Consider the following 19,993-nt stretch of genomic DNA (forward strand, 5'->3'; position numbering starts at 1 on the left):
CATGTACGGCGATGGGTAACGCCCCATCGCGGCCAGGGCCGCTCCTACAAGAGCGGCGACCGTGTGTGCTGCGGTTTAATCGCCCAGCAGGCGCTAGCGTGCAAACTCCAACCCAAGCGCCTTCACCCGCACGCGCGTCAGCATCGCGTGCGAGGTCATGTACAGCGTGTGGCCGTCGTTGCCGAAGGCACAGTTGGAGATCGGCTCGCCGGTTTCGATGCGGCCCAGCCGGCGGCCATCGGGGGCGAACACGATGACGCCGCCGGGGCCGGTGGCGAACAGGTGGCCGTCGGCGGAAACCGCCATGCCGTCGGGCAGGCCGGGTGAGTCCTTTGCAACCAGATCGGAGGCATCGGCGAACACGCGCTTGCCGGTCACCGCACCGTTTGCGTCGAGCGCATAGGCCATCCAGATCGGGCGCTGCGGATCGGAGTTGGCCACATACAAGGTGCGCCCGTCGGGCGAGAGCGCAATGCCATTGGGAAGGCTCAGGCTGTCATCGAGCAGATGCACGCTGCCGTCGGTATCCAGGCGGTAGACGCCGTTGAAGCGCAGCTCCTTGACCGGCGAGTCGTTCATGCCCTTGAGGCCGTACGGCGGGTCGGTGAAGAACACCACGCCGTCGCTGCGGCGAACCAGATCGTTGGGGCTGTTGAAACGGTGGCCTTCGAACTGGGTGGCGAGCGGTGTCTTCTTGCGCGTGGCCGGGTCGAGCCTGGCGACGATGCGCGTGCCGGAGTCCGCCAGCAACACGGTGCCGCCCGGTTCGGCATACAGGCCGTTGGCGCCTGCCTCGCGCAGCGTGGCCTGCTCCGGGCCGCTGTAACCGGAAGGCGACAGAAAGACCGATAGCCCTGCGTCTTCGGACCAACGATAGAGCTTGTTTTCCGGCACATCGGTGAACAACAGATAGCTACCGTTGCGCACCCATGCGGGACCCTCGGACCAGGTGAAGCCTTCGGTGAGCTTCTCGATACGCGCGTCGCTTGCGATCACATCGCTGAAGCTGCGATCGAAGGTTTTCAGCTGCCCGATCACAGGAAAGCGCGGCGGCGGTGCGTCTTTCTTGGTGCAGGCGGCAAGAATCGCCAGCAGCGGAACAGCCAACAACAGATAGGGCGGCAGGCGCATCGGTCAGTCCGGTAATCGAAGTCGGGCCATGATGCCATCATGGCTGTGCAGGTTATCTAGAGCGCTAACACCTTGCCTATCGCGCGCTTGAGTCCGCCGGCACCGCCAACACCGCATCCAGTGCAGGTTTGGGCTGGTGCTTGCGATCGAACAGCAGCGGGTAGTTGGTGCGGCCGGGTACCGGGTAATCGTTCTTCCACGACATGCCGTCGGTGACGCCCCAGACGCTGACGCGGGCGAGCTTGTCGCGCTTGCGCCAGAACAGCGCGAACAGTTCGGCATAGCGATCGCGCAGTTGCGCCTGCACCTCGGGCGGCAAGCCATCGCGATAGGGGTCGAGAAAGCGCTTGAATTCCGGCAGCTGGAACTGCTTGTGCGCAAGCCCGGTCCCGATGACCTGGCCTTCCTTGGTGAGCGGCAACACATCGACATCCAGCTCGGTGATCATGACTTTGATGCCGAGCGCGGCGTAAGCGTCGATGGCATCTTCGATATCGCGCAGGCTGGGATAGTCGAGCCCCCAGTGTCCTTGCATGCCGATACCATCGATGCGGATGCCGGATTGCTGCAACATCTTGACCATGCGCACGATGCCCTCGCGCTTGGCCGGCCGCCAGGCATTGAAGTCGTTGTAATACAGCTGTGTATCGGGCGCATAACGCTGCGCGAAGCTGAAGGCATTGCGCACTACGGTGTCGCCGTCGCCGACGCGCTGCACCCAGTTGATAGCGCGATAACTGCCGTCTTCGTCGATGATCTCGTTGACCACATCCCAGGCCTGCACCTTGCCCACGTAGCGCCCCGCCACGCGTTCGATGTGCGCGCGCATGCGTTCCAGCTGCGCGTTCGCGGTGTTGGGGTTGCCCTGCGCATCGACGAAGAACCAGTCCGGGGTCTGGTTGTGCCAGACCAGCGTATGGCCGATCACAAACATGTCACGGCTGCGTCCGTAGGCAACGAAAGCATCGGCAGCACTGAAGTCGAACACGCCCGGACGTGGAGCAACCACTTCGGCCTTCATCACGTTCTCGGCGGTGATGGCGTTGAAGTGGCAGGCGACCAGCGCGGCAGAGGCGGCGTCCTTGCCGGAGACGATGTCGGTATTGACGGCCGTGCCGATCAGAAAGCCGTCGGCATAGGCGTGCTTGAGCGAATTGCTGCGGGTGTCGCATGCAGCAAGTGCCGGCAGCGCCATGACGGCGCCGATGAGGGCCAAACCGAAACGCAAGCGCGTTGCTGGACCCTTGGGGCTGTACTGCATCGCTGGGTTCCTGTTGAGGTACTGCATGCACTGCGTCATCGATAGCCCCATCACTCCACCACCACCTGCGCACTGCCCGCTTGCAAGGTGTCGGACTCGACATGGACCGTGATCGTCCCACGTGCGCCGGCCTTGGCGCGCACGATGGCCAGACATAGCCCGTTGAAGGCGTTGCGTTGCGGCGAGACGAACGATTCCAGATTGGTCGGATCGCCGTTGTCGGTGGCGACCAGCTCGCCCGGGCCTTCGATGCGGAAACGCAGGCGGTCGCCGGCGGTCGGTGCAGGGCGTCCGGCGCGATCGAGCAGCCGCACAGTGACGAAACTCAGATCCTGCCCGTCGCCACGGATGCTGCTGCGGTCGGGCGTCACCTGCATGCGCGCGGCGCGGCCGGCGGTCTGCACACGGTCGCTGGCCCAGGGCTTGCCATCCTTGTACGCCTGCACACGCAGTTCGCCAGGGTGGTAGACCACCTGATCCCAGCGCAACCGATACTGCAGGGGCGCCTTGCGCTTGCGCCCCTGCGACACGCCGTTGACGAACAGCTCGGCCTCATCGCCCGAGGTGAACACATGCACCGGCGTGAGCTGACCCTCGCGACCGGGCCAGGTCCAGTGCGGCAGCAGATGCGCCATCGGCAGGTCAGGGCGCCAGCGCGATTGATACAGCCAGTAACGATCCTTGGGAAAACCGGCCAGATCGAAGATGCCGGAGTAGGAACTGCGCGAGCTGTAGTACGGCGTGGGTTCGCCCAGGTAGTCGAAGCCGGTCCAGACGAATTCGCCGGCCACATATGGATGCCGGTCCTGTGCAGCGAACACCTTGTCGGCGCTGGAGCCGAAATCCACCGTATGCAGTTCGTAGGCGCTGACCTGATGCGTGGCTGAGTCGCCGCCGCGCCCATCGCGCACCGGTGCGCTGTTATCCGGCGTCACCGGAAACAGATACACGCCGCGGCTGCTCAATGCCGATGCGGTCTCGCTACTGAGAATCGCTTTGTGCGGAAACTTGCTATGAAACGCCGGATACTGCGGCTGTTTGCGGATGCGCTCGGTGCCTGCGAACTCCGGCATGTCGCGAATGCCTTCGCCCTGATAGTTGAGGCTGATGACATCCAGCGCAGCGGGCAACGGCATCTCGGGCGAGGCGTAGTTCATCGCCACAGTAGCCGGGCGAGTGGAGTCTTCGTCGTACACGATGGCATGCAGCGTGCGGGCGATCGCGGCGCCCTGCTCGCCGGTGTATTGCTCGCCGACTTCGTTACCCACGCTCCACAGCATCACCGAGGGATGATTGCGGTCGCGCCGCAGCATCGCGCGCAGGTCCGGCTCGTGCCACTGCTGGAACACCAGGTGGAAATCCAGCGGGGTCTTCTTCATCTCCCAACTGTCGAACACTTCATCCACCACCAGCAAGCCCATGCGGTCGGTCAACTCCAACAGCTCGGGCGCGGGCGGGTTGTGGCTCATGCGGATGGCGTTGGCGCCCATCTGCTGCTGCAACTGCAGTTGCCGCTCGGCGGCGCGCAGATTGAACGCTGCACCCAGCGCACCGAGATCGTGATGATTGTTCACGCCGCGAATCGGCACATGTTCGCCGTTGACCAGCAGCCCCTTCCCGGCATCGAACACGATGCTGCGGATGCCGAACGGTGTGTCATAGCGATCTACCACGCGCCCGTTCTGGCTGACTTCGGTCACGGCGATGTAGCGATGCGGGCGCTGTGTTGGTGGCGGGCCCCACAGACGTGGTTGATCGATCTGCGTAGTGCCTTGCACGCGTGCGCTACCCGTTGCGGGAACCGCAACCTGCACAGGCGCAATGCGTGCAACAGGCTCACCACTGCGCGTGCCACGCACATCATCGAGCACATAGATCGCGGTACTGACTTGCGCTTGCACAGCGCTGCGGGCGGCATTCTCCAGCGTGATCGCTAGCTGCACCTGCGCAGTGTCTGCCGACACCTGCGGCGTGGTCAGCTGCGTGCCCCATTGGGCGATATGCAGCGGAGCAGCTTTGGTCAACCACACATTGCGATACAGCCCGCCACCCGGATACCAGCGTGCCGAGTCGGGCGGGTTGTCCAGACGAATCGCCAGCTGGTTGCGTGCACCGAACACCACGTACGGGCTCAGGTCCACGCGCCAGGAGCTGTAGCCATACGGCCAACCGCCGACCAGCTTGCCGTTGAGCCAGACCGTGGCATATGACATCGCGCCATCGAGATCGAGAAACAACGAGCGGCCGCGATCGCTGACAGGAATGTCCAGGCTTTTGCGATACCAACCGATACCCCAGCTAGGCAAGCGCCCCATGCCGCCATAGGGACCATCTGCCAGGAACGGCCCTGCAATCGCCCAATCGTGCGGCAGGTCCACCGGCTCCCAACCGCTGTCGTCGAACTGCGGCTGCACGAAGGCAACGGTGCCGCCGGGATTGCCGGGGGGGCGCGTGTGCTGCTTTGCGGGATCTGCAATCAAGCCATTGGCAGTCGGCAGGATCCACGGCTTGAGCACGCGTGTTGCGGCGGCATCGATGTGCTGCGCCTGCTCGGGTTGTGCATCGGCCACCTTGCCGTCTTCGCTACGCACCACTTGCGGACGCACATCGTAGTCCAGGGTTTCGCGATTGCCAGGGGGATCGCCGCGGTGGAAGCGCCATTGCGCGTTGAGCGAGACACGCTCGCGTGGCATCTCGGTTGGCGCCGGTGGTACCGCCAGTGCGGGCAACACAGGAAGCGTGGCGCAGAGGCAGACGAACATCACCTGTGCAAGACGCACGCTGCGTTCGGCAACACGGCGCTTCAGCGCGCACCACATCTCTACGCGCATCATGTCGCTACTCCATCCGACCAGACGCATGCGCTCGGTGTAAAGACTCCACACGCACGTGGGAAGGCATCGCCACACTGCGCGCCATTCACCCTCACAACTTGTAGGCCTGCTTCGGCAAGCGATATGCCAGATCGATCGCGACCTCGGCCGCTTCATCCTCGTCCAGCCGATGCTCGGCAACGAGCTTGGCGAGAAACGCGCTGTCCACGCGCCGCGCCACATCATGCCGCGCGGGGATCGACAGGAAAGCACGGGTGTCGTCGTTGAAACCCACGGTGTTGTAGAAGCCGGCGCTGGCCAGGGTCTGCTCGCGGAAGCGCCACATGCCCTCCGGCGCGTCATGGAACCACCACGCCGGCCCGAGCAGCAGCGAGGGATAATGCCCGGCCAACGGCGCAAGTTCGCGGCTGTAGCTGGTTTCGTCCAGCGTGAACACGATCAGACGCAGGCGCGGGTCGTTGCCGAAACGATCCAGCAGCGGTTTGAGTGCGTGCACGTAGTCGGTGCGCATCGGAATATCAGCACCCTTGTCGCGCCCGAAGGTGTGAAACAGCTGCCGGTTGTGATTGCGGAAACAGCCCGGATGCAGCTGCATCACCAGGCCGTCGTCCAGGCTCATCGCCGCCATCTCGGTCAGCACCTGCGCGCGGAATAGCTCGGCCTGTGCGGGCGTCGCTGCGCCACGCACCACGGTGTCGAACAAGCGCTGTGCCTCATCCGGCGACAGATCGGCGGTGGCCGCACTGGGGTGGCCGTGGTCGGTCGAGGTTGCGCCATGCGCGGCAAAGAACGCGCGGCGCTGCCGATGCGCACGCAGATAGCCCTGCCAGGTCAGCACATCCTCGCCGGTGAGCGTGCCGAACTGCTGCAGCGCACCGGCAAACTGCTCGTGTTCGGGGTCGACCACCGGGTCTGGCCGGTATGCGGTGAGCACGCGCCCCTTCCAACCGCTGTCGCGAATGCTGGCGTGATGTTGCAGCGTATCCAGCGGCGATTCGGTGGTGGCAATCACCTCGATATTGAAACGCTCGAACAACGCACGCGGGCGAAATGCCGGCGTCTGCAAGGCTGCGGTGATGTGGTCGTAGTAATGATCGGCAGTGCCTGCATCCAGCCGGACACGCAGATCGAACACGTCGTGGAACACGTGATTGAGCCACAACGCAGATGGCGTGCCGCGCAACAACGTGTAGTGCTCGGCGAACACACGCCACGCCGCGCGTGGATCTACCGCTGCACGCGATCCATCCGCACGCGGGATGCCCAAGGCATCCAACGCGATGCCCTGGCTGTAGAGCATGCGGAACACATAGTGGTCCGGCACCAGCAACAACTCGGTGGCGTTGGCGAACGGCGCATTGGTGGCGAACCACGCCGGGTCGGTATGGCCGTGCGGGCTAATGATCGGCAGCGCGGCGATCTGCGCATACAGGCGGCGCGCAATCGCACGCGTGCCGGGTTCGGCGGGCAACAGGCGGTCGGCGTGCAGGGTCAGTGGTGTGGGCGTGGGCGTGGGCATAAGTCAGTCAACAAACAAGCGAAAGGTGAGTGGCACAACGCTCACGGCGTGGCGTTGCGATGTGCGGCCACGTAACTACGCAGCCAGGTCAGCGCCGGCCGTTCGCTGCCATCGGTGCGAATCAGATAGGCCGCCTCCTTGTCGCGCCACTGCCCTGGGCGAAAGCCCCACAGCGTGATGCCACGCACACCGGGATGCTCCCAGAACACCGGGAACACGCGTTGGTAGTCGGCCAGTTGCTGCGCATCGCTTGGCCCGTCCAGATCGAACTCGGTGATGTAGATCGGCAGGCCAGTTGCAGCCAACGCATCGAGATTGGCGCGATGCACCGACATCGCCACATTCGGAGTGGTTTCGAAGGCGTGCTCCTGGATGCCGATGGCATCGACCAGCTGCTCGCGCTGCAGCAACTGCACGATCTGCAGATATTTCTGTGTGGCCTGCGGGTTGTTGGTGATGCTGTAGTCGTTGATCATCAGCCGCGCACGCGGAAAGTGCTGGCGTGCGAGCCGAAACGATTGCAGCACCCACTCCCAACCGCTGGCGCCGTTGCCACCCAGCGCCTGCAGGTAATTGCCGCCGCCGGTGTCGTTTTTGCTGGGCGGGTCGTTGAGTGGTTCGTTGACCACTTCCAGCAGATCGATCTCCGGATAGCGCTGCGCCACTGCGGCAAACCACTGCTCGATCTCGCGGCGTTGCTCGGCCGGCGGCAAGGTCTTGATCCACTCCGGCTGCTGATTGCCCCATACCATCACATGCATCTGGAACGGCATGCCGTTGGCCTTGGCAAACTTGTAGGCGGTATCCAGGCCGCTCCAGTCCATCTGGTCGCGCACCGCTTCCACGCTGCCCCACTTGCCGCTGTTTTCGGGTGTGAGCTTGTTCCAGTACTGGGTGAATCCTGCCGCTTGCTGCGGGCTGTAGGCGCTGCCCAGGAATTTGGACGCACCGGATGCCAATTGCGCAGCAGATGCAGATGTTGCGAGGCTGGCTGCGAGCAGCAGACTGGAGAAAACGACCCGCGTACGCATGGCGATCACCTCAGGACGAAGGGGAAGATGCAACGGCAGCATCGGCCGGTAGCTGCGCTGGATCCAGGCGTGGCGCCAGCGTGTGCACGACCGTCAACGCCAGCAGGTAGGCCGAGCCCGCCATCAGGAACACCGGCACGTAGCTGCCGGTGGCCTGCAACAGAAAACCGATGAAAGTAGCGATCAGCATGCCGCCCACCGCGCCGGCAAAGCCACCGATACCGACCACCGTGGCGACCGCATGGCGCGGAAACATGTCCGACGGCAGCGTAAACAGGTTGGCCGACCAGCCCTGATGCGCGGCGGTGGCCAAACCGATCAAACCGACCGCCACCCACAGGTTGTCTGCACGTGCGGCGAACACGATCGGCACTACCGAGATTGCGCAGATCAGCATCGCGGTCTTGCGCGCCCGGTTGACGCTCCACCCGCGCGCGATGAAGCGCCCGGCGACCCAGCCACCGGCGATGCTGCCGATATCGGCAAGCACAAAGATCACGATCAATGGCGCGCCCAGTTGCAACAGACTCAGGCCATATTCGGCATGCAGGAACTTGGGCAGCCAGAACAGGAAGAACCACCAGATCGGGTCGGTGATGAACTTGCCCAGCACGAAGGCCCATGCTTGACGATGCCGCAGCACCTGCAACCACGACAGCCGCCGTTGCACCGGCTCATGCGCATCGCTGCGGATATGCGCCAACTCGGCAGCCGACAAACCCGGTTGCTGCTCGGGCGGGTGATAGCTCAGCCACCACACCAGCAGCCAGGTGGCGCTGAGCACGCCGGTGAACAGAAATGCCGCCTGCCAACCCCAGGCGGTGGCGATCACCGGCACCAGCAACGGCGCGACGATGGCGCCGATATTGGAGCCGGAATTGAAGATGCCGGTGGCCAGGGCGCGCTCGCGACGCGGGAACCACTCGGCCACCGTCTTGAGCGCGGCGGGGAAGTTGCCGGACTCGCCCAGCCCCAAAAAGAAGCGCGCAATCGCAAATCCCACCACTGTGGTGGCCAGCGCATGCCCCATCGCCGCCAGGCTCCAGATGCCGATCGCCAGCGCATAGCCGATGCGGGTGCCGAAGCGGTCGATCACCGCACCGCTGCACAACAACCCCAGCGCGTAGGCGGCCTGGAACGCGGTGACGATGTAGCCGTACTGGATTTCGTTCCAGCCGATCTGCGTCTGCAGAAACGGCGCCAGCACACCGAGCACCTGGCGGTCGACATAGTTGATGGTGGTGGCGGCGAGCAGCAACGCGCACACGCGCCAACGCACACGGCCCAGGCGCGTTAGCGTGCCGTCAGGTGCAACCGCCTGCGGCAACTCGCTCATGCGCCTGAGCGTCGCAACGCAGCTAAACGCAGCGCGCGATGGGCAATCGCACAACGACCATTGCAATGCGCTGCCGCATGTCCGGGGCAGTTCGGCGCATTGCTGCCGCGTTCTTCGGTGAAATTCATCGACCACTGCACCTGCACAAAGGTGGCCTTGCGCCACGGGTGATAGCGCTACCATTACCACGCCGTCCGGTAAAATCCATCGCGCAGTGCAGCACGCCAGTTGTGCGCCGACGTTCAAGACCGTCTCGATAAGCGCTACTGCCACATTCGTCGCTATGCCCCGACATCTATGCTGCCCTGCAGCGTGATGTTCTGAATTTGGTAGCGCTAACATCCGCCACCACTGATCGCCCGTCTCCCCCATCGCATCATCGTCGCGCCGCGCATCGGCAGCGGCACTCCCTGCGCAGGGGCGATGCGTGGGACATCCGCTCACCTGTTAGGGAAGGGATTACGGTGAAGAACAGCTACGCACAAACCGCGTTGTCCTGCGCGTTGGGGTCCGTCCTGCTGGGCATGGCCAGCACGTCCGCCTTGGCCCAGTCCACCGACGCCGCCAGCGCAACGACCGCACAAACTCCACCGGCCGCAACCGCCAGCGGCGATGCAGTGACCCAGCTGGACACCGTCACCGTCTCCGGCTACCGACGCAGCATCCAGTTCTCCACCGATGCCAAGCGCGATTCGGTGGGCTTTGCCGACACCGTGTTTGCAGAGGACATCGGCAAGTTCCCGGACATGAATATCGCCGAGTCGCTCAACCGCATCCCCGGCGTGCAGCTCTCGCGCGACGTCAATGGCGAAGGCGTCAACATCGCCATCCGCGGCCTGGGCACCAGCTTCACCAAGACCACGCTCAACGGCGCCAGCATCGCCACTGCTTCGATCGGTCTAAACGCGCAGAACCAGAACCGCGAAGTCGATCTGAACCTGTTCCCCACCGAGTTCTTTACCCAGCTCACCGTGAGCAAGACGCCCACCGCCGGCATGCTCGAAGGTGGCGTCTCCGGCGTGGTGGACATGCGCAGCGCACGCCCGTTCGATCGCCCCGGCGTGCACTTCACCTATCAGGCACAAGCCGACTGGAACAGCACCAGCGAAAAGACCACCCCGCGCGGCGCCTTCATGGGTAGCTGGACCAACGAGGAAGGCACCTTCGGCGCATTGCTGGGCGTGGCCTCGGTGCGCGGCAAACTGGGCGTGCGCGGCTTCGAGAGCGTGGGCTGGACCAACCCAGGCCTGACCTACACCCAGTGCGGTCTCACCCCGCCTGCGGGCACGCCGGCCACCAATCAACCGGCCGCCTGCAACGTCAATGGCGGCGGCAACTGGCGCATTCCCGATCGCGTGCCGGCCACCGCCGGCAGTGGCCTCACCACCGGCGAGACCATCGATGCAGCCTGGTTGCTCGCACGCAACCCGGGCTTGAGCATCGACCAGATCAGCGACGCGTTGATTCCGCGCCTGGGCCGCAGCGTCTACATGAATGGCGACCGCGACCGCGATGCCTCGGTGATGTCGCTGGAGTGGCGCCCCTCCGACAGCATGCATTTCTATCTGGACACGCTGTATTCCGAGGCCAAGCGCACCACCGAGCGGATCAGCATGAATCTGATCGGCCGCAACGGCAACATGATCCCGCTGGGCATGCAGCTGGATCAGAACAACGTGGTCACCAGCGCCACGTTTGCCAACGCGCAGTACTTTCTGGAAGCGCGCCCGTATCGCGAAGAGGTCAAGTTCTGGAGCGTCAACCCGGGCGCGGAACTGTTGTTCGGCGCCGAGCAGGACATCAAGCTCAACGTGCAGGCCAATGCCACGCGCAGCTGGCTGGATCGTGAGTCGCCCAGCATCCTGGTGACCTCGCCGTTCACCACCGTCGACTACCGCAACGAGGGCGGCGACCGCCCGTCGATCAGCAGCCCGCTCGATCTCAACGACCCCAATCTGGGCTGGGGCTGGAACGGCGGCCGGGTCAATATCCAGAACGAAAAGCGCGTGACCGAAACCCGTGGCGGCCGCGCCGACCTGCAGTTCGGCGAAGACAAGCGCAACATCAAGATCGGCGCCGCCTACGACCAGGCCGAGCGCACCATTCGCGGCTTCGACAACAGCATCGCCTGGGAGCAGGTGGTCTGCCGCGGCGGTGGCGGCAACGTGTGTAACGGCGGCCCTGGCTCGGCGGTGCCGAATGCGGCCCTGGCCGGCTATCTGCGGCCCGGCCCGGACGGCTTTATCACCGCCGATTTCAACCGCTTCCTCGGCGACACCAATTACTACGCGCTACGCGATTCCGCACCGGAAACCAACTCCGCCAACACCGGCGCCTCGGCCGGCGGCATCCGCGAAAAAAACTGGGGTTTCTACATCGAAACCAATGCAGAAACCGAAGTGTGGAACCGCACGCTGCGCTTCAACGCCGGCGTGCGTTACGTGACCACCGACCAGACCATCACCGGCCCGGTCACCATCAACGGCATCCGCCGCATCCAGGTGCTGGATTCGGACTACAAGGAAACCCTGCCCTCGTTCAACGCCGCCTGGGATGTGGCCGACAACGTGGTGCTGCGCCTGTCCAGCTCGCGCACGCTCACCCGGCCCGACCCCAGCGCGATGCTGCCCAACACCAACTTCAGCGACCCCTCCGCGCAAACCGCAACCCAGGGCAATCCCAACCTGGCGCCGTATCTGTCCACCAACGTGGACTTCGGCGGCGAGTGGTACACCGGCGGCGAGGGCTATGTGGGCCTGACGCTGTTCAACAAGCGCATCAGCGGCTTCACCGTCAACGGCGTGCGGCGCATTCCGTTCAACGACCTGGGCGTGCCGTACGAGAGCCTGCTGCCGATCCAGCAAGCCGGCCTGGACCAGCGCGGTGGCCCCAATGCCGCCACGGTGGACGTGCAGACCCAGGTCAACGCCGACGGCGTGCTCAACATCCGCGGCACCGAGGCCATCTGGGTGCAGCCGCTGGACAAGCTGGTCGACGGCATGGGCTTCAGCGTGAACTACACGCACGTTACCCAATCCTCGGAAGGCGAAGGCATTCCCGCAGTGGCGGTCGGTGTTGCGCCGAACCTGTGGAACGGCACCGTGTACTGGGAAAAAGACGCCGCCTCGGTGCGCCTGTCCTACACCTGGAACGACGACATGGTGATCTCCGGCGCCAACCAGAACGGCATCCCGTATGCACGCCTCAACGCCGACGCGCGCGGCCAGCTGGATCTGTCGGCCAGCTACACGCTGGAATCGTTGCCGTCCAAGCCGCAGATCACCCTCAACGTCACCAACCTCACCGACGAACCCCTGCGCACCACCTACGCCTGGCCCAACGCCACCTACGATCTGTACGAGCCCGGGCGCACCGTCATGCTCGGCATCCGCGGTACCTTCTAGGAGTGGCTATCAACACTACTGCGCTACGTTTTGTTAGCTACTCCAAGTGCTGTCTTCGCCGTCGCGATCATCCCCATCGCGACCGGCGAAACAGCACGCACCGCGGCGTTTTCCGCAGCACTCCTTGAGCCCCGCCCCACCTCATGAACGATCGCTCACAGCAGCTCTCCTTGCACGAAAAGATCGGCTACAGCCTGGGCGACCTGGCGGCCAATCTGATCTTCCAGACGCTGGTCACTTTTCTGGCGTTCTTCTACACCGATGTGTTTCGCATCCCGGCGAGTGTGGCAGCCACCCTGATCTTTGTGGTGGGCATGCTCGGCGCCTTCGTGTTCACCCCCATCATCGGCATCCTGGCCGACCGCACGCGCACGCGCTGGGGCAAGTTCCGGCCGTGGATCCTGTGGACGGCACTGCCGTTTGGCGCGCTATCGCTGGCCGCGTTCAACACGCCCGCACTCGGCGAGCAGGGCAAGATCGCATACGCCTTCGCCACCTACACACTGCTGATGCTGGTGTATGTGGCCAACAACCTGCCGTATTCGGCATTGAGCGGCGTGCTCACCGGCAGCATGGAGCAGCGCAACAGTCTGTCGGCGTATCGCTTTCTGGCGGTGACGTTTGCACAGTTCATCATCCAGGTGTTGCTGCTGCCGCTGGTGCTGATCCTGGGCAATGGCGACAAGGCGCAGGGCTTTCGCAACACGATGGCCTTGTTCGCCGCCGTCGGCACGCTGTGCTTTCTGATCACCTTTTTTACCACCCGCGAGCGCGTGCTGCCGATCAGCGAACAGCGCACCAGCGTGCGCCAGGACCTCGCCGACCTGGTGCGCAACAAACCCTGGCTGGTGATGCTGGCGCTGACCATCCTGGTCTTCATCAATCTCGCCATGAAGGGCGGGATGTATATCTACTACTTCAAGTACTACCTCGATGCGAACGCATTGACGCTGTTTCTGGATCACGCAGGCTTCAATCGCTTTATCGGCGGCATCAACAGTGTGTTGACCGGTGCCGGCATGAGTGCACTTCAGTGGCCGCAGGATGCGCCGACATCCGCATTTAGCGTGTTCAGTGCCGGCGGTATCCTGGCGATGATCGTGGGCATCGGTTTTTCCAAGCGGCTGGCCGATCGCTACGGCAAGCGCAACGTGTTCGGTGGCGCGCTGCTGATCTCCACCGTGTTCCTGCTGGCGTTCTACGTGTACCCGCCGGAGGCGATCGGCTGGGTGTTCGCCTCCTATGTGCTGCACGGCTTTTTCTACGGCATCACCATCCCGCTGCTGTGGGCGATGATCGCCGACGTGGCCGATTACTCGGAGTGGAAGAACCACCGCCGCGCCACCGCGATCATTTTCTCGGCGATGTTGTGCGGGCTGAAGATCGGCCTGAGCGTCGGCGGCGCATTGGTCGCCGGCATCCTGGCGTTCTATGGCTATGACGCCGCACTGCCGCAACAGAGCGGCGCGGTCACCGACGGCATCCGCCTGGCCATCAGCGTGTACGCCTCCATCCCGTTCCTGCTCGGCACCGCGTTGCTGGTGGTGTACGAGATCGACAAGGCACTGGAAACCCGCATCGAACACGAGCTGGGCGCACGCCGACAGACCGCAACGCTCGCTACTCACTGACGCCCTCCCCCTCCACTTCATGCACAGGTACGCGCATGTCCGATGAACTGCACTCCGCTGCACTGCAGGCGCTGGCGCGCACCGCCATTTCCGCACCGCTGGTCACCCATCTCTACACCGCCGACCCCTCCGCACACGTGTTCGACGGCGCGCTGTACCTGTATCCCTCGCACGACATCGATGCCGGCGTTGCCTTCAGCGATGACGGCTCGCATTTCGACATGGCCGACTACCACGTGTTCCGGATGGCGCACCCCAACGCGCCGGTCGAAGACCTCGGGCAAGTGCTGCACGTCCGCGACGTGCCCTGGGCGCAGCGACAGATGTGGGCGCCGGATGCCGCGCAGCGCGACGGCAAGACCTATCTGTATTTTCCTGCCAAGCGTGCCGACGGCATCTTTCAGATCGGCGTTGCGGTAGGCGATCACCCGCAAGGCCCGTTCGTCGCAGAACCCGAGCCCATCGCCGGCACCTACTCGATCGATCCGGCGGTGTTTGCAGACGACGACGGCACGCATTACCTGTACTTCGGCGGCATCTGGGGTGGCCAGCTGCAGCACTACCGCGACAACGTCTATGCGCCGACCCATCAGGAACCGGGCGACGACGCACGCGCACTCGGCCCACGCGTCGCGCGCCTGCACGAGGACATGACCCAACTGGCCGAACCCACCCGCGAGATCGTCATCCTCGACGAACACGGCATCCCGCTACGCGCCGGCAACCATGCCCGCCGCTTCTTCGAAGGCCCCTGGGTCCATCACCACGCCGGCCGCTATTACCTGTCGTATTCCACCGGCGACACCCACCTGATCTGCTACGCCACCAGCGACACGCCGTACGGCCCGTTCACTTATCAAGGCGTGCTGCTCGCACCAGTGGTCGGCTGGACCACCCACCACTCCATTTGCCTGTTCGAAGGCCAGTGGTATCTGTTCTATCACGACGCTGTTTTGTCGGGCGGGCAGACGCATCTACGCAGCATCAAGATGGCGTCGCTGGAGCACGATGCGGATGGAAGGATCGCAACGATTTATCCGTATGGGGAGGGAGCGGTGTCGCCTTGGTGATGCGTTGTTGGGCGGCCCCTTCCCGAGATTCCGTCAAGGCGTCATAGCGCGCCCGCCAGCACTGCACGAGAGAATCATCGCCAAGGTTCCAGGCGCGTCGTGGTCCTCACTATGGCCGATCGTCGAACCAATCCTCACGGCTTTCTGATCGCGCGTTTCCTGCCGTCTGCGCAACTCTTGGATCTCGCTCCTCAACGCTGCCACGACTTCTCGCACGGTACCGTCATGTCACTGGCACAGAGAGGCACGCTTGCGCCCGGGCCCGAACTGCATCGCATGGGGCTGCATCCAATCGCATTGCAGCTACGTAGGCCCATGTACGTGCTCTTTTGATGGATGTTGCCATGCGACATCGCTCGATGCTGTTGTTACTGACGCTTGCGGTCTATGGGAGTGCCAGCGCAAGCGACTCACGCGCTGCCCTGCCTCGCGCAGACACCGTTGACGTGCCACGCTTCATGGGCGACTGGTACGTCATCGCGCACATTCCTACACGGCCCGAGCGCAAGGCCTACGATGCCGTCGAGCGCTATGCGCTGCGACCGGATGGCCGCATCCAGACCACGTTTACATTCCGCAAGGGAAGTTTCGAGGCGCCGCTCAAGTCCATGCATCCGATCGGCGAGGTCGCAAAGGAGGGCAATGGCGCGCTATGGAGCATGCAGTTCCTCTGGCCGTTCAAGGCCGAGTACGTGATCGCCTGGCGGGATGCAGACTATGCGCAGACCATCGTGGCACGCAGCAAGCGCGACTACGTCTGGTATATGGCGCGTACCCCGCAGGTTTCCGATGCCGACTATCAACAAGCCGTTAAACGTATCGCCGCAATGGGCTACGACGTGCCACAGCTGCGCCGCGTACCGCAGTCGCAGCGTTGATGCGGTAAAGCAGTGACGCGGTAAAAAGTGCAACGCGCTCAGCGATGCAGTGACTGCATCGCCTGCTCTCGTACACCGACTGCGTCAGACGTCCTTGTCATCTATAGAAAATTCCCAGCCGTCATTCAAGCCTCCCAACGGCTTGGCCTCCACGGCCAACTCCTCCTCGAACGCCGAAATCGCCTTGTGCGACGGGACCATCGTCGGATACACCGTCACGTCCATTGGAAACGCCGTATTTTCCGGGTAATGGCAACAACGCACCTTTTGCTCGAAGCGCAGCAGCGTCACCGAAAACGCCAATGCAGACTCCTTCGTGGGGAAGACCACGGAGAACGCAATCTCTCGCGACGTCGAAAGATCCACCCCCTGTTGCGCAATATGCCAAAGGGTGTCGCCATTATCGTCGTTAGGGTACAGATCCGGATTTCGTTGCATGGGAAGCTTCATTTTTTTGACCAATTTACCGAGGAGGAATCCTAGCGCCTGGCTTGTGTGGGGCCTGTCATTAACTGCGTGCCTGAAATCAAATGGTGTCAAAATGCCCTTCGCGCTCACTATATTTCTGGCGATCACACCATTTCCCGCTTCATCAGCAGGCGCATTCGCGTCGCCTAAGTATCCCCTGAGCTGAAATTTCTGCATGTTAATACCTACATCTCTGCGATACGGCATTGATAACCGAAAGGGCGCGAAGACTCCAGGCCTGCACCTTGACTCCTCCATGCATCGGTAGCACACTTCTTCACGGAGCGTAGCAACTCCGCAAACAGCGGCACCACCCCCGTCAAGCGGTGGTTTTTTGTGCCTGATGTTCGGGCACATGCTCGGCGTCTCCACGCCGGGAGGGCGGCGAATACAACACCCGCAAGGGAAATAAGCCCGCCGTCTGTTTGCGGTTGCTAACCTCCCGGCATCCCGCCGCATCGTGCGGCGGGAGCCTGTTCCGGAGGAGTGAGCATGGAGCAGTCTCTGTTCGGGTATTACCTGCTGCCGGAAAACGCGCAGCTTCGGTTGCTGCAAACGCGCGATCATTTACGCTTTCTGGCCGCATTGGCACGTCCCTGTTGCATGTCGAACACCTCAGGCATCAATGAGCCTCTCGTACCGATCGATGCTTTGGCTTTTTGCTTCGATCTGTTAGCTGAGCAATTGGATGATGTGCTGATGCAGACCAAGGTGCCTGACGACATGACAGAGCGACGTGCTTCGTCATAGCATGCACATGACTTGAATCAACATGGGCAATCGCTGTAGTCCCGATCTCGGCTACCTGTTGCTGCTTTTACAAGCTATAAGCAATTTGACAGAGAAAAGCACCAAGCCACTGAACATCGTCAGGCAACAGAATTTTTCAGCGATGCACTTGGCAAATGAAGGGAGCATGCGAAATGAAATTCAAAGCAAATCTAGCGGTAGTCGCAGTGCTCATCTGCTTGGCAACTTCTTGTGCAACTGCCAAACCGACGGCTGAAGAACCTCGAGGAACAAAGATGACAACACACACTGAGCTGACACCCCAAGTCCTGATGGATCGCTTCTTATCCTTGATAAGAGATGTCGAAAATTTCGACGAGCTGTCGCCATTAATTCTTGAAAGGTATCTAGAAGTTCCCTTCACCAGGAATGCAGGTGAAAACTCTGGGTTCTATGTGCTCGATCAATCCTCTCCTTATTCAAAATATGCCACCACTTACAAATTCGACGAGAAATTTTCGGAGTATTCGAATGTCACTCTGGAACTTTTACCGCCGAGCAGTATTCCTCCTTCAACCCTTCCTCCTTGCGAGCTAGTCTTTGAGAAATACGACAAGGCCTTGAAAGACGCTGGATTCAAAACTGAAATAGGATACTGGTCTTATAATGAGTTTGGGTGGGTCCTGTCCTTTCAATACTTACGTAAGAATATACGTGCCCAGATCAATCCATGGCACCCTGTCTCCGTAGACCCCCAAAGAAAATCAAGAGAAAACTGTGTCAAGTCGATAAGTCTGCACAAGTTTGAGGAGTAACGATAATGGCAAACGCCAACACTCAATTGCAGTCCATATTGGCGCAGTTCGCGGGTCGGTCAGATGTCACCCCCGATCAAGAAGCGCAGTTACGCGCGACGATTGCGTCCGATCCGGACCTTACACAGAGACTCAATCAAGAAGCAGCCAGCGGCCATCTAAAAGGATTCTTGCCAGGCGTTGGCGGCTCCGAACCGCTGACGGGCTCCTACGACAAGGCATCCGGAATCGTCACCCTCCCGGCTTTTGAGCCGGGATCTGCGCCAACAACGAGCCTGCGTGGTTCGCTCCGGCTGCAAGAGATGGGTATCCGTTTTGCAACTAGTGCGTACATGGATGTAAACCATCAAAGCCAGCCTGTAACGCAAGATATGGTTGCCAATCTTCAGGCGACAATCAACAGTTCCCCAATGTTGGCGAACGAGATGAAACGCGCCGTCACGACTGCCATTGACAGCAAGGACCCGAAAAGCCCGATGCTGCTTGAGAACTTTTCGCCTCTCAGCGGCACGGTGGCAGGCGGGACCTTCAATCCAACAAACAAGACCATGAGCATTCCACCAACCACGGTTGGGAAACTCCAAAGCCAGTTTAATCAGCTAAATGCCAATGATCTAACATTTGTTCTGGGCCATGAGACGCAACATGCTTTCAATCAAGTGAGCATGGCCTCATCGTACAAACAGTTTGATAATGCAGTTAAAGCAATTGCGAAAGACAGCAATCCAATCAACGATTACACGTTGCCTGTAGAAGCTCTTGTTAAAAGTTCTCGAGACGATGAGGCAAAGGCTCAGATTGCAGGATGGAATGCCTTGATTGATCGGCAACGACAAATCAACCCGGCTGTCGATCTGAACACAATGAAAGGCCTCGGGAACGCTCGCCTGGATGACTTCATCCAGGCTAGTCCGACCAACGGGAAGCAGGCACAGGCACTGCCAGGGATTACGTTCAACCAGGACGGTTCGCTACCCATGACATCTCAAAATATCGCTGCGCAGGCGACTTACTACTTCGACAAACCTCCACAAGGCGCGCCGGGACTATCAAGGACTCAGACAACAGGCATCGGGTTCCACGGTGACTCGGACTACCCCAACTACTATGGGGCCGGCGCTGTCAGTCGAGCGATTGCATTTGACAGGGCCTATGCGCATCCGGTGGGTGGGGTCGCCCCGCAAATGCAGCTTGATATGCAACGCCTGCGCTTCAAAGAAGAGCTTTTAGAACATAACGGAATCACGCTGCCCCCAGGCACCACCGCCACACCGCAGGTCTATTGGGACACCGGCAGCAATCCGCCAACCCGCGGGCTGTTGCAACACACAAAAGGATCGCACCAGCACATCAGCCCGACTCCCGACATCGATCCTCAACAGCCAGCACTCAACGTACCCGGCAAGACAGTGCAACCAGACAATGAGCTGCTGGATAAAATTCGCGGTGGCGTTCGCGGCCTTGACCAGCAAGCGGGGAAATCTTGGGATGAGAATAGCGATCGACTAAGCGCAAGTTTGATGCTCATGGCAGCAGAAAAGGGCTTTACAGCAAAAGACGATTTGAAGTTTGCGTTCAACTCACCGACCGATAAGATGGCGGGTGGTGAAGTCCTGCACATGTGGCGAGAAGGCCACCAGTCCCCCGATCCGGCTGCACATCGAGCGCATATGACTACACAGGAAGCGCTTTCTATTCCTGCGGATCAGCGCTTCGCGCAAGTGGAGGTGATGCAGCAAGCAAAAGCGCAGGAAGCCACAATCACTCAACAGCAAGAGGCCGTACAAGCACAGTCAACACAAGCACGCTCGATGTAAGAAGATATTTATAGCTCGCTGCTTGCCAGGACCTTATTAACACGCACTTTCAGCGCAGTCGTAGCGGAT

Annotated in this window: 14 protein-coding genes; 7 read left to right on the plus strand and 7 right to left on the minus strand. The window is 61.7% G+C overall.

Going from position 1 to position 19,993, the window contains the following annotated elements:
- Positions 1-93 precede the first annotated feature (93 nt).
- The 6 genes from XcyCFBP4188_RS16985 to XcyCFBP4188_RS17010 form a co-directional block, all read right to left on the minus strand.
- Positions 94-1,131 carry an SMP-30/gluconolactonase/LRE family protein gene (locus tag XcyCFBP4188_RS16985; RefSeq protein WP_006448674.1) on the minus strand — a complete coding sequence of 346 codons (1,038 nt, stop codon included), beginning with the start codon at positions 1,129-1,131 and terminating at the stop codon, positions 94-96.
- A 76-nt stretch (positions 1,132-1,207) separates the two neighbouring features.
- Positions 1,208-2,392 (minus strand): endo-1,4-beta-xylanase, encoded by a 1,185-nt coding sequence (locus XcyCFBP4188_RS16990; RefSeq protein ID WP_104592494.1) that lies wholly within the window; start codon positions 2,390-2,392, stop codon positions 1,208-1,210.
- Between the two features lie 50 nt (positions 2,393-2,442).
- On the minus strand, positions 2,443-5,154 hold the full coding sequence (gene galB / locus XcyCFBP4188_RS16995; protein WP_428977247.1) for a beta-galactosidase GalB: 2,712 nt from the start codon (positions 5,152-5,154) through the stop codon (positions 2,443-2,445).
- Positions 5,155-5,317: 163 nt separating this feature from the next.
- Positions 5,318-6,745 carry a glucuronate isomerase gene (uxaC, locus tag XcyCFBP4188_RS17000; protein ID WP_006449513.1) on the minus strand — a complete coding sequence of 476 codons (1,428 nt, stop codon included), beginning with the start codon at positions 6,743-6,745 and terminating at the stop codon, positions 5,318-5,320.
- Between the two features lie 41 nt (positions 6,746-6,786).
- A complete protein-coding gene (locus tag XcyCFBP4188_RS17005; RefSeq protein WP_043907831.1) occupies positions 6,787-7,776 on the minus strand; it encodes an endo-1,4-beta-xylanase in 990 nt (329 codons plus the stop codon).
- 10 nt (positions 7,777-7,786) lie between these two features.
- A complete protein-coding gene (locus XcyCFBP4188_RS17010; RefSeq protein ID WP_104592495.1) occupies positions 7,787-9,295 on the minus strand; it encodes an MFS transporter in 1,509 nt (502 codons plus the stop codon).
- A 281-nt stretch (positions 9,296-9,576) separates the two neighbouring features.
- Between XcyCFBP4188_RS17010 and XcyCFBP4188_RS17015 the strand changes: the two genes are divergently transcribed.
- The 4 genes from XcyCFBP4188_RS17015 to XcyCFBP4188_RS17035 all read left to right on the plus strand — a co-directional run bounded on the left by XcyCFBP4188_RS17015 (position 9,577) and on the right by XcyCFBP4188_RS17035 (position 16,095).
- Complete coding sequence (locus XcyCFBP4188_RS17015; RefSeq protein ID WP_167393561.1) at positions 9,577-12,516, plus strand: TonB-dependent receptor; 2,940 nt, start codon at positions 9,577-9,579, stop codon at positions 12,514-12,516.
- A 143-nt stretch (positions 12,517-12,659) separates the two neighbouring features.
- Positions 12,660-14,147 (plus strand): MFS transporter, encoded by a 1,488-nt coding sequence (locus tag XcyCFBP4188_RS17020; RefSeq protein WP_104592496.1) that lies wholly within the window; start codon positions 12,660-12,662, stop codon positions 14,145-14,147.
- Positions 14,148-14,182: 35 nt separating this feature from the next.
- Entirely contained in the window at positions 14,183-15,217 is a 1,035-nt protein-coding gene (locus tag XcyCFBP4188_RS17025; protein WP_006449518.1) for a glycoside hydrolase family 43 protein, read from the plus strand.
- 344 nt (positions 15,218-15,561) lie between these two features.
- Positions 15,562-16,095, plus strand: a complete 534-nt coding sequence (locus tag XcyCFBP4188_RS17035; protein ID WP_026064560.1) for a lipocalin family protein — start codon at positions 15,562-15,564, stop codon at positions 16,093-16,095.
- 84 nt (positions 16,096-16,179) lie between these two features.
- Here the strand turns inward: XcyCFBP4188_RS17035 and XcyCFBP4188_RS17040 are convergent, their stop codons facing one another.
- The gene (locus tag XcyCFBP4188_RS17040) at positions 16,180-16,533 is read right to left on the minus strand and encodes a ribonuclease E inhibitor RraB (RefSeq protein ID WP_074058705.1); all 354 of its coding nucleotides are present in this window, start codon (positions 16,531-16,533) and stop codon (positions 16,180-16,182) included.
- A gap of 522 nt (positions 16,534-17,055) precedes the next feature.
- Here XcyCFBP4188_RS17040 and XcyCFBP4188_RS17045 point away from each other — a divergent pair.
- The 3 genes from XcyCFBP4188_RS17045 to XcyCFBP4188_RS23225 all read left to right on the plus strand — a co-directional run bounded on the left by XcyCFBP4188_RS17045 (position 17,056) and on the right by XcyCFBP4188_RS23225 (position 19,924).
- Entirely contained in the window at positions 17,056-17,313 is a 258-nt protein-coding gene (locus XcyCFBP4188_RS17045) for an XAC0095 family protein (protein WP_006449522.1), read from the plus strand.
- Positions 17,314-17,486: 173 nt separating this feature from the next.
- Positions 17,487-18,107 (plus strand): hypothetical protein, encoded by a 621-nt coding sequence (locus XcyCFBP4188_RS17050; RefSeq protein WP_228995968.1) that lies wholly within the window; start codon positions 17,487-17,489, stop codon positions 18,105-18,107.
- Between the two features lie 5 nt (positions 18,108-18,112).
- Entirely contained in the window at positions 18,113-19,924 is a 1,812-nt protein-coding gene (locus XcyCFBP4188_RS23225; protein WP_104592497.1) for an XVIPCD domain-containing protein, read from the plus strand.
- The last annotated feature ends 69 nt before the right edge of the window (positions 19,925-19,993 follow it).

The sequence above is a fragment of the Xanthomonas hortorum pv. cynarae genome (genome assembly GCF_002939985.1).
Taxonomy (GTDB): Bacteria; Pseudomonadota; Gammaproteobacteria; order Xanthomonadales; family Xanthomonadaceae; genus Xanthomonas; species Xanthomonas hortorum_D.

Coding starts and splice junctions, on each gene's coding strand:
- XcyCFBP4188_RS17010 (WP_104592495.1), bottom strand. CDS start 9,295: ATGGTAGCGCTATCACCCGTGGCGCAAGGCCACCTTTGTGCAGGTGCA.
- XcyCFBP4188_RS17020 (WP_104592496.1), top strand. CDS start 12,660: ATGAACGATCGCTCACAGCAGCTCTCCTTGCACGAAAAGATCGGCTAC.
- uxaC (WP_006449513.1), bottom strand. CDS start 6,745: ATGCCCACGCCCACGCCCACACCACTGACCCTGCACGCCGACCGCCTG.
- XcyCFBP4188_RS23225 (WP_104592497.1), top strand. CDS start 18,113: ATGGCAAACGCCAACACTCAATTGCAGTCCATATTGGCGCAGTTCGCG.
- galB (WP_428977247.1), bottom strand. CDS start 5,154: ATGTTCGTCTGCCTCTGCGCCACGCTTCCTGTGTTGCCCGCACTGGCG.
- XcyCFBP4188_RS17040 (WP_074058705.1), bottom strand. CDS start 16,533: ATGCAACGAAATCCGGATCTGTACCCTAACGACGATAATGGCGACACC.
- XcyCFBP4188_RS17035 (WP_026064560.1), top strand. CDS start 15,562: ATGCGACATCGCTCGATGCTGTTGTTACTGACGCTTGCGGTCTATGGG.
- XcyCFBP4188_RS17045 (WP_006449522.1), top strand. CDS start 17,056: ATGGAGCAGTCTCTGTTCGGGTATTACCTGCTGCCGGAAAACGCGCAG.
- XcyCFBP4188_RS16985 (WP_006448674.1), bottom strand. CDS start 1,131: ATGCGCCTGCCGCCCTATCTGTTGTTGGCTGTTCCGCTGCTGGCGATT.
- XcyCFBP4188_RS17025 (WP_006449518.1), top strand. CDS start 14,183: ATGTCCGATGAACTGCACTCCGCTGCACTGCAGGCGCTGGCGCGCACC.
- XcyCFBP4188_RS16990 (WP_104592494.1), bottom strand. CDS start 2,392: ATGCAGTACAGCCCCAAGGGTCCAGCAACGCGCTTGCGTTTCGGTTTG.
- XcyCFBP4188_RS17050 (WP_228995968.1), top strand. CDS start 17,487: ATGAAATTCAAAGCAAATCTAGCGGTAGTCGCAGTGCTCATCTGCTTG.
- XcyCFBP4188_RS17005 (WP_043907831.1), bottom strand. CDS start 7,776: ATGCGTACGCGGGTCGTTTTCTCCAGTCTGCTGCTCGCAGCCAGCCTC.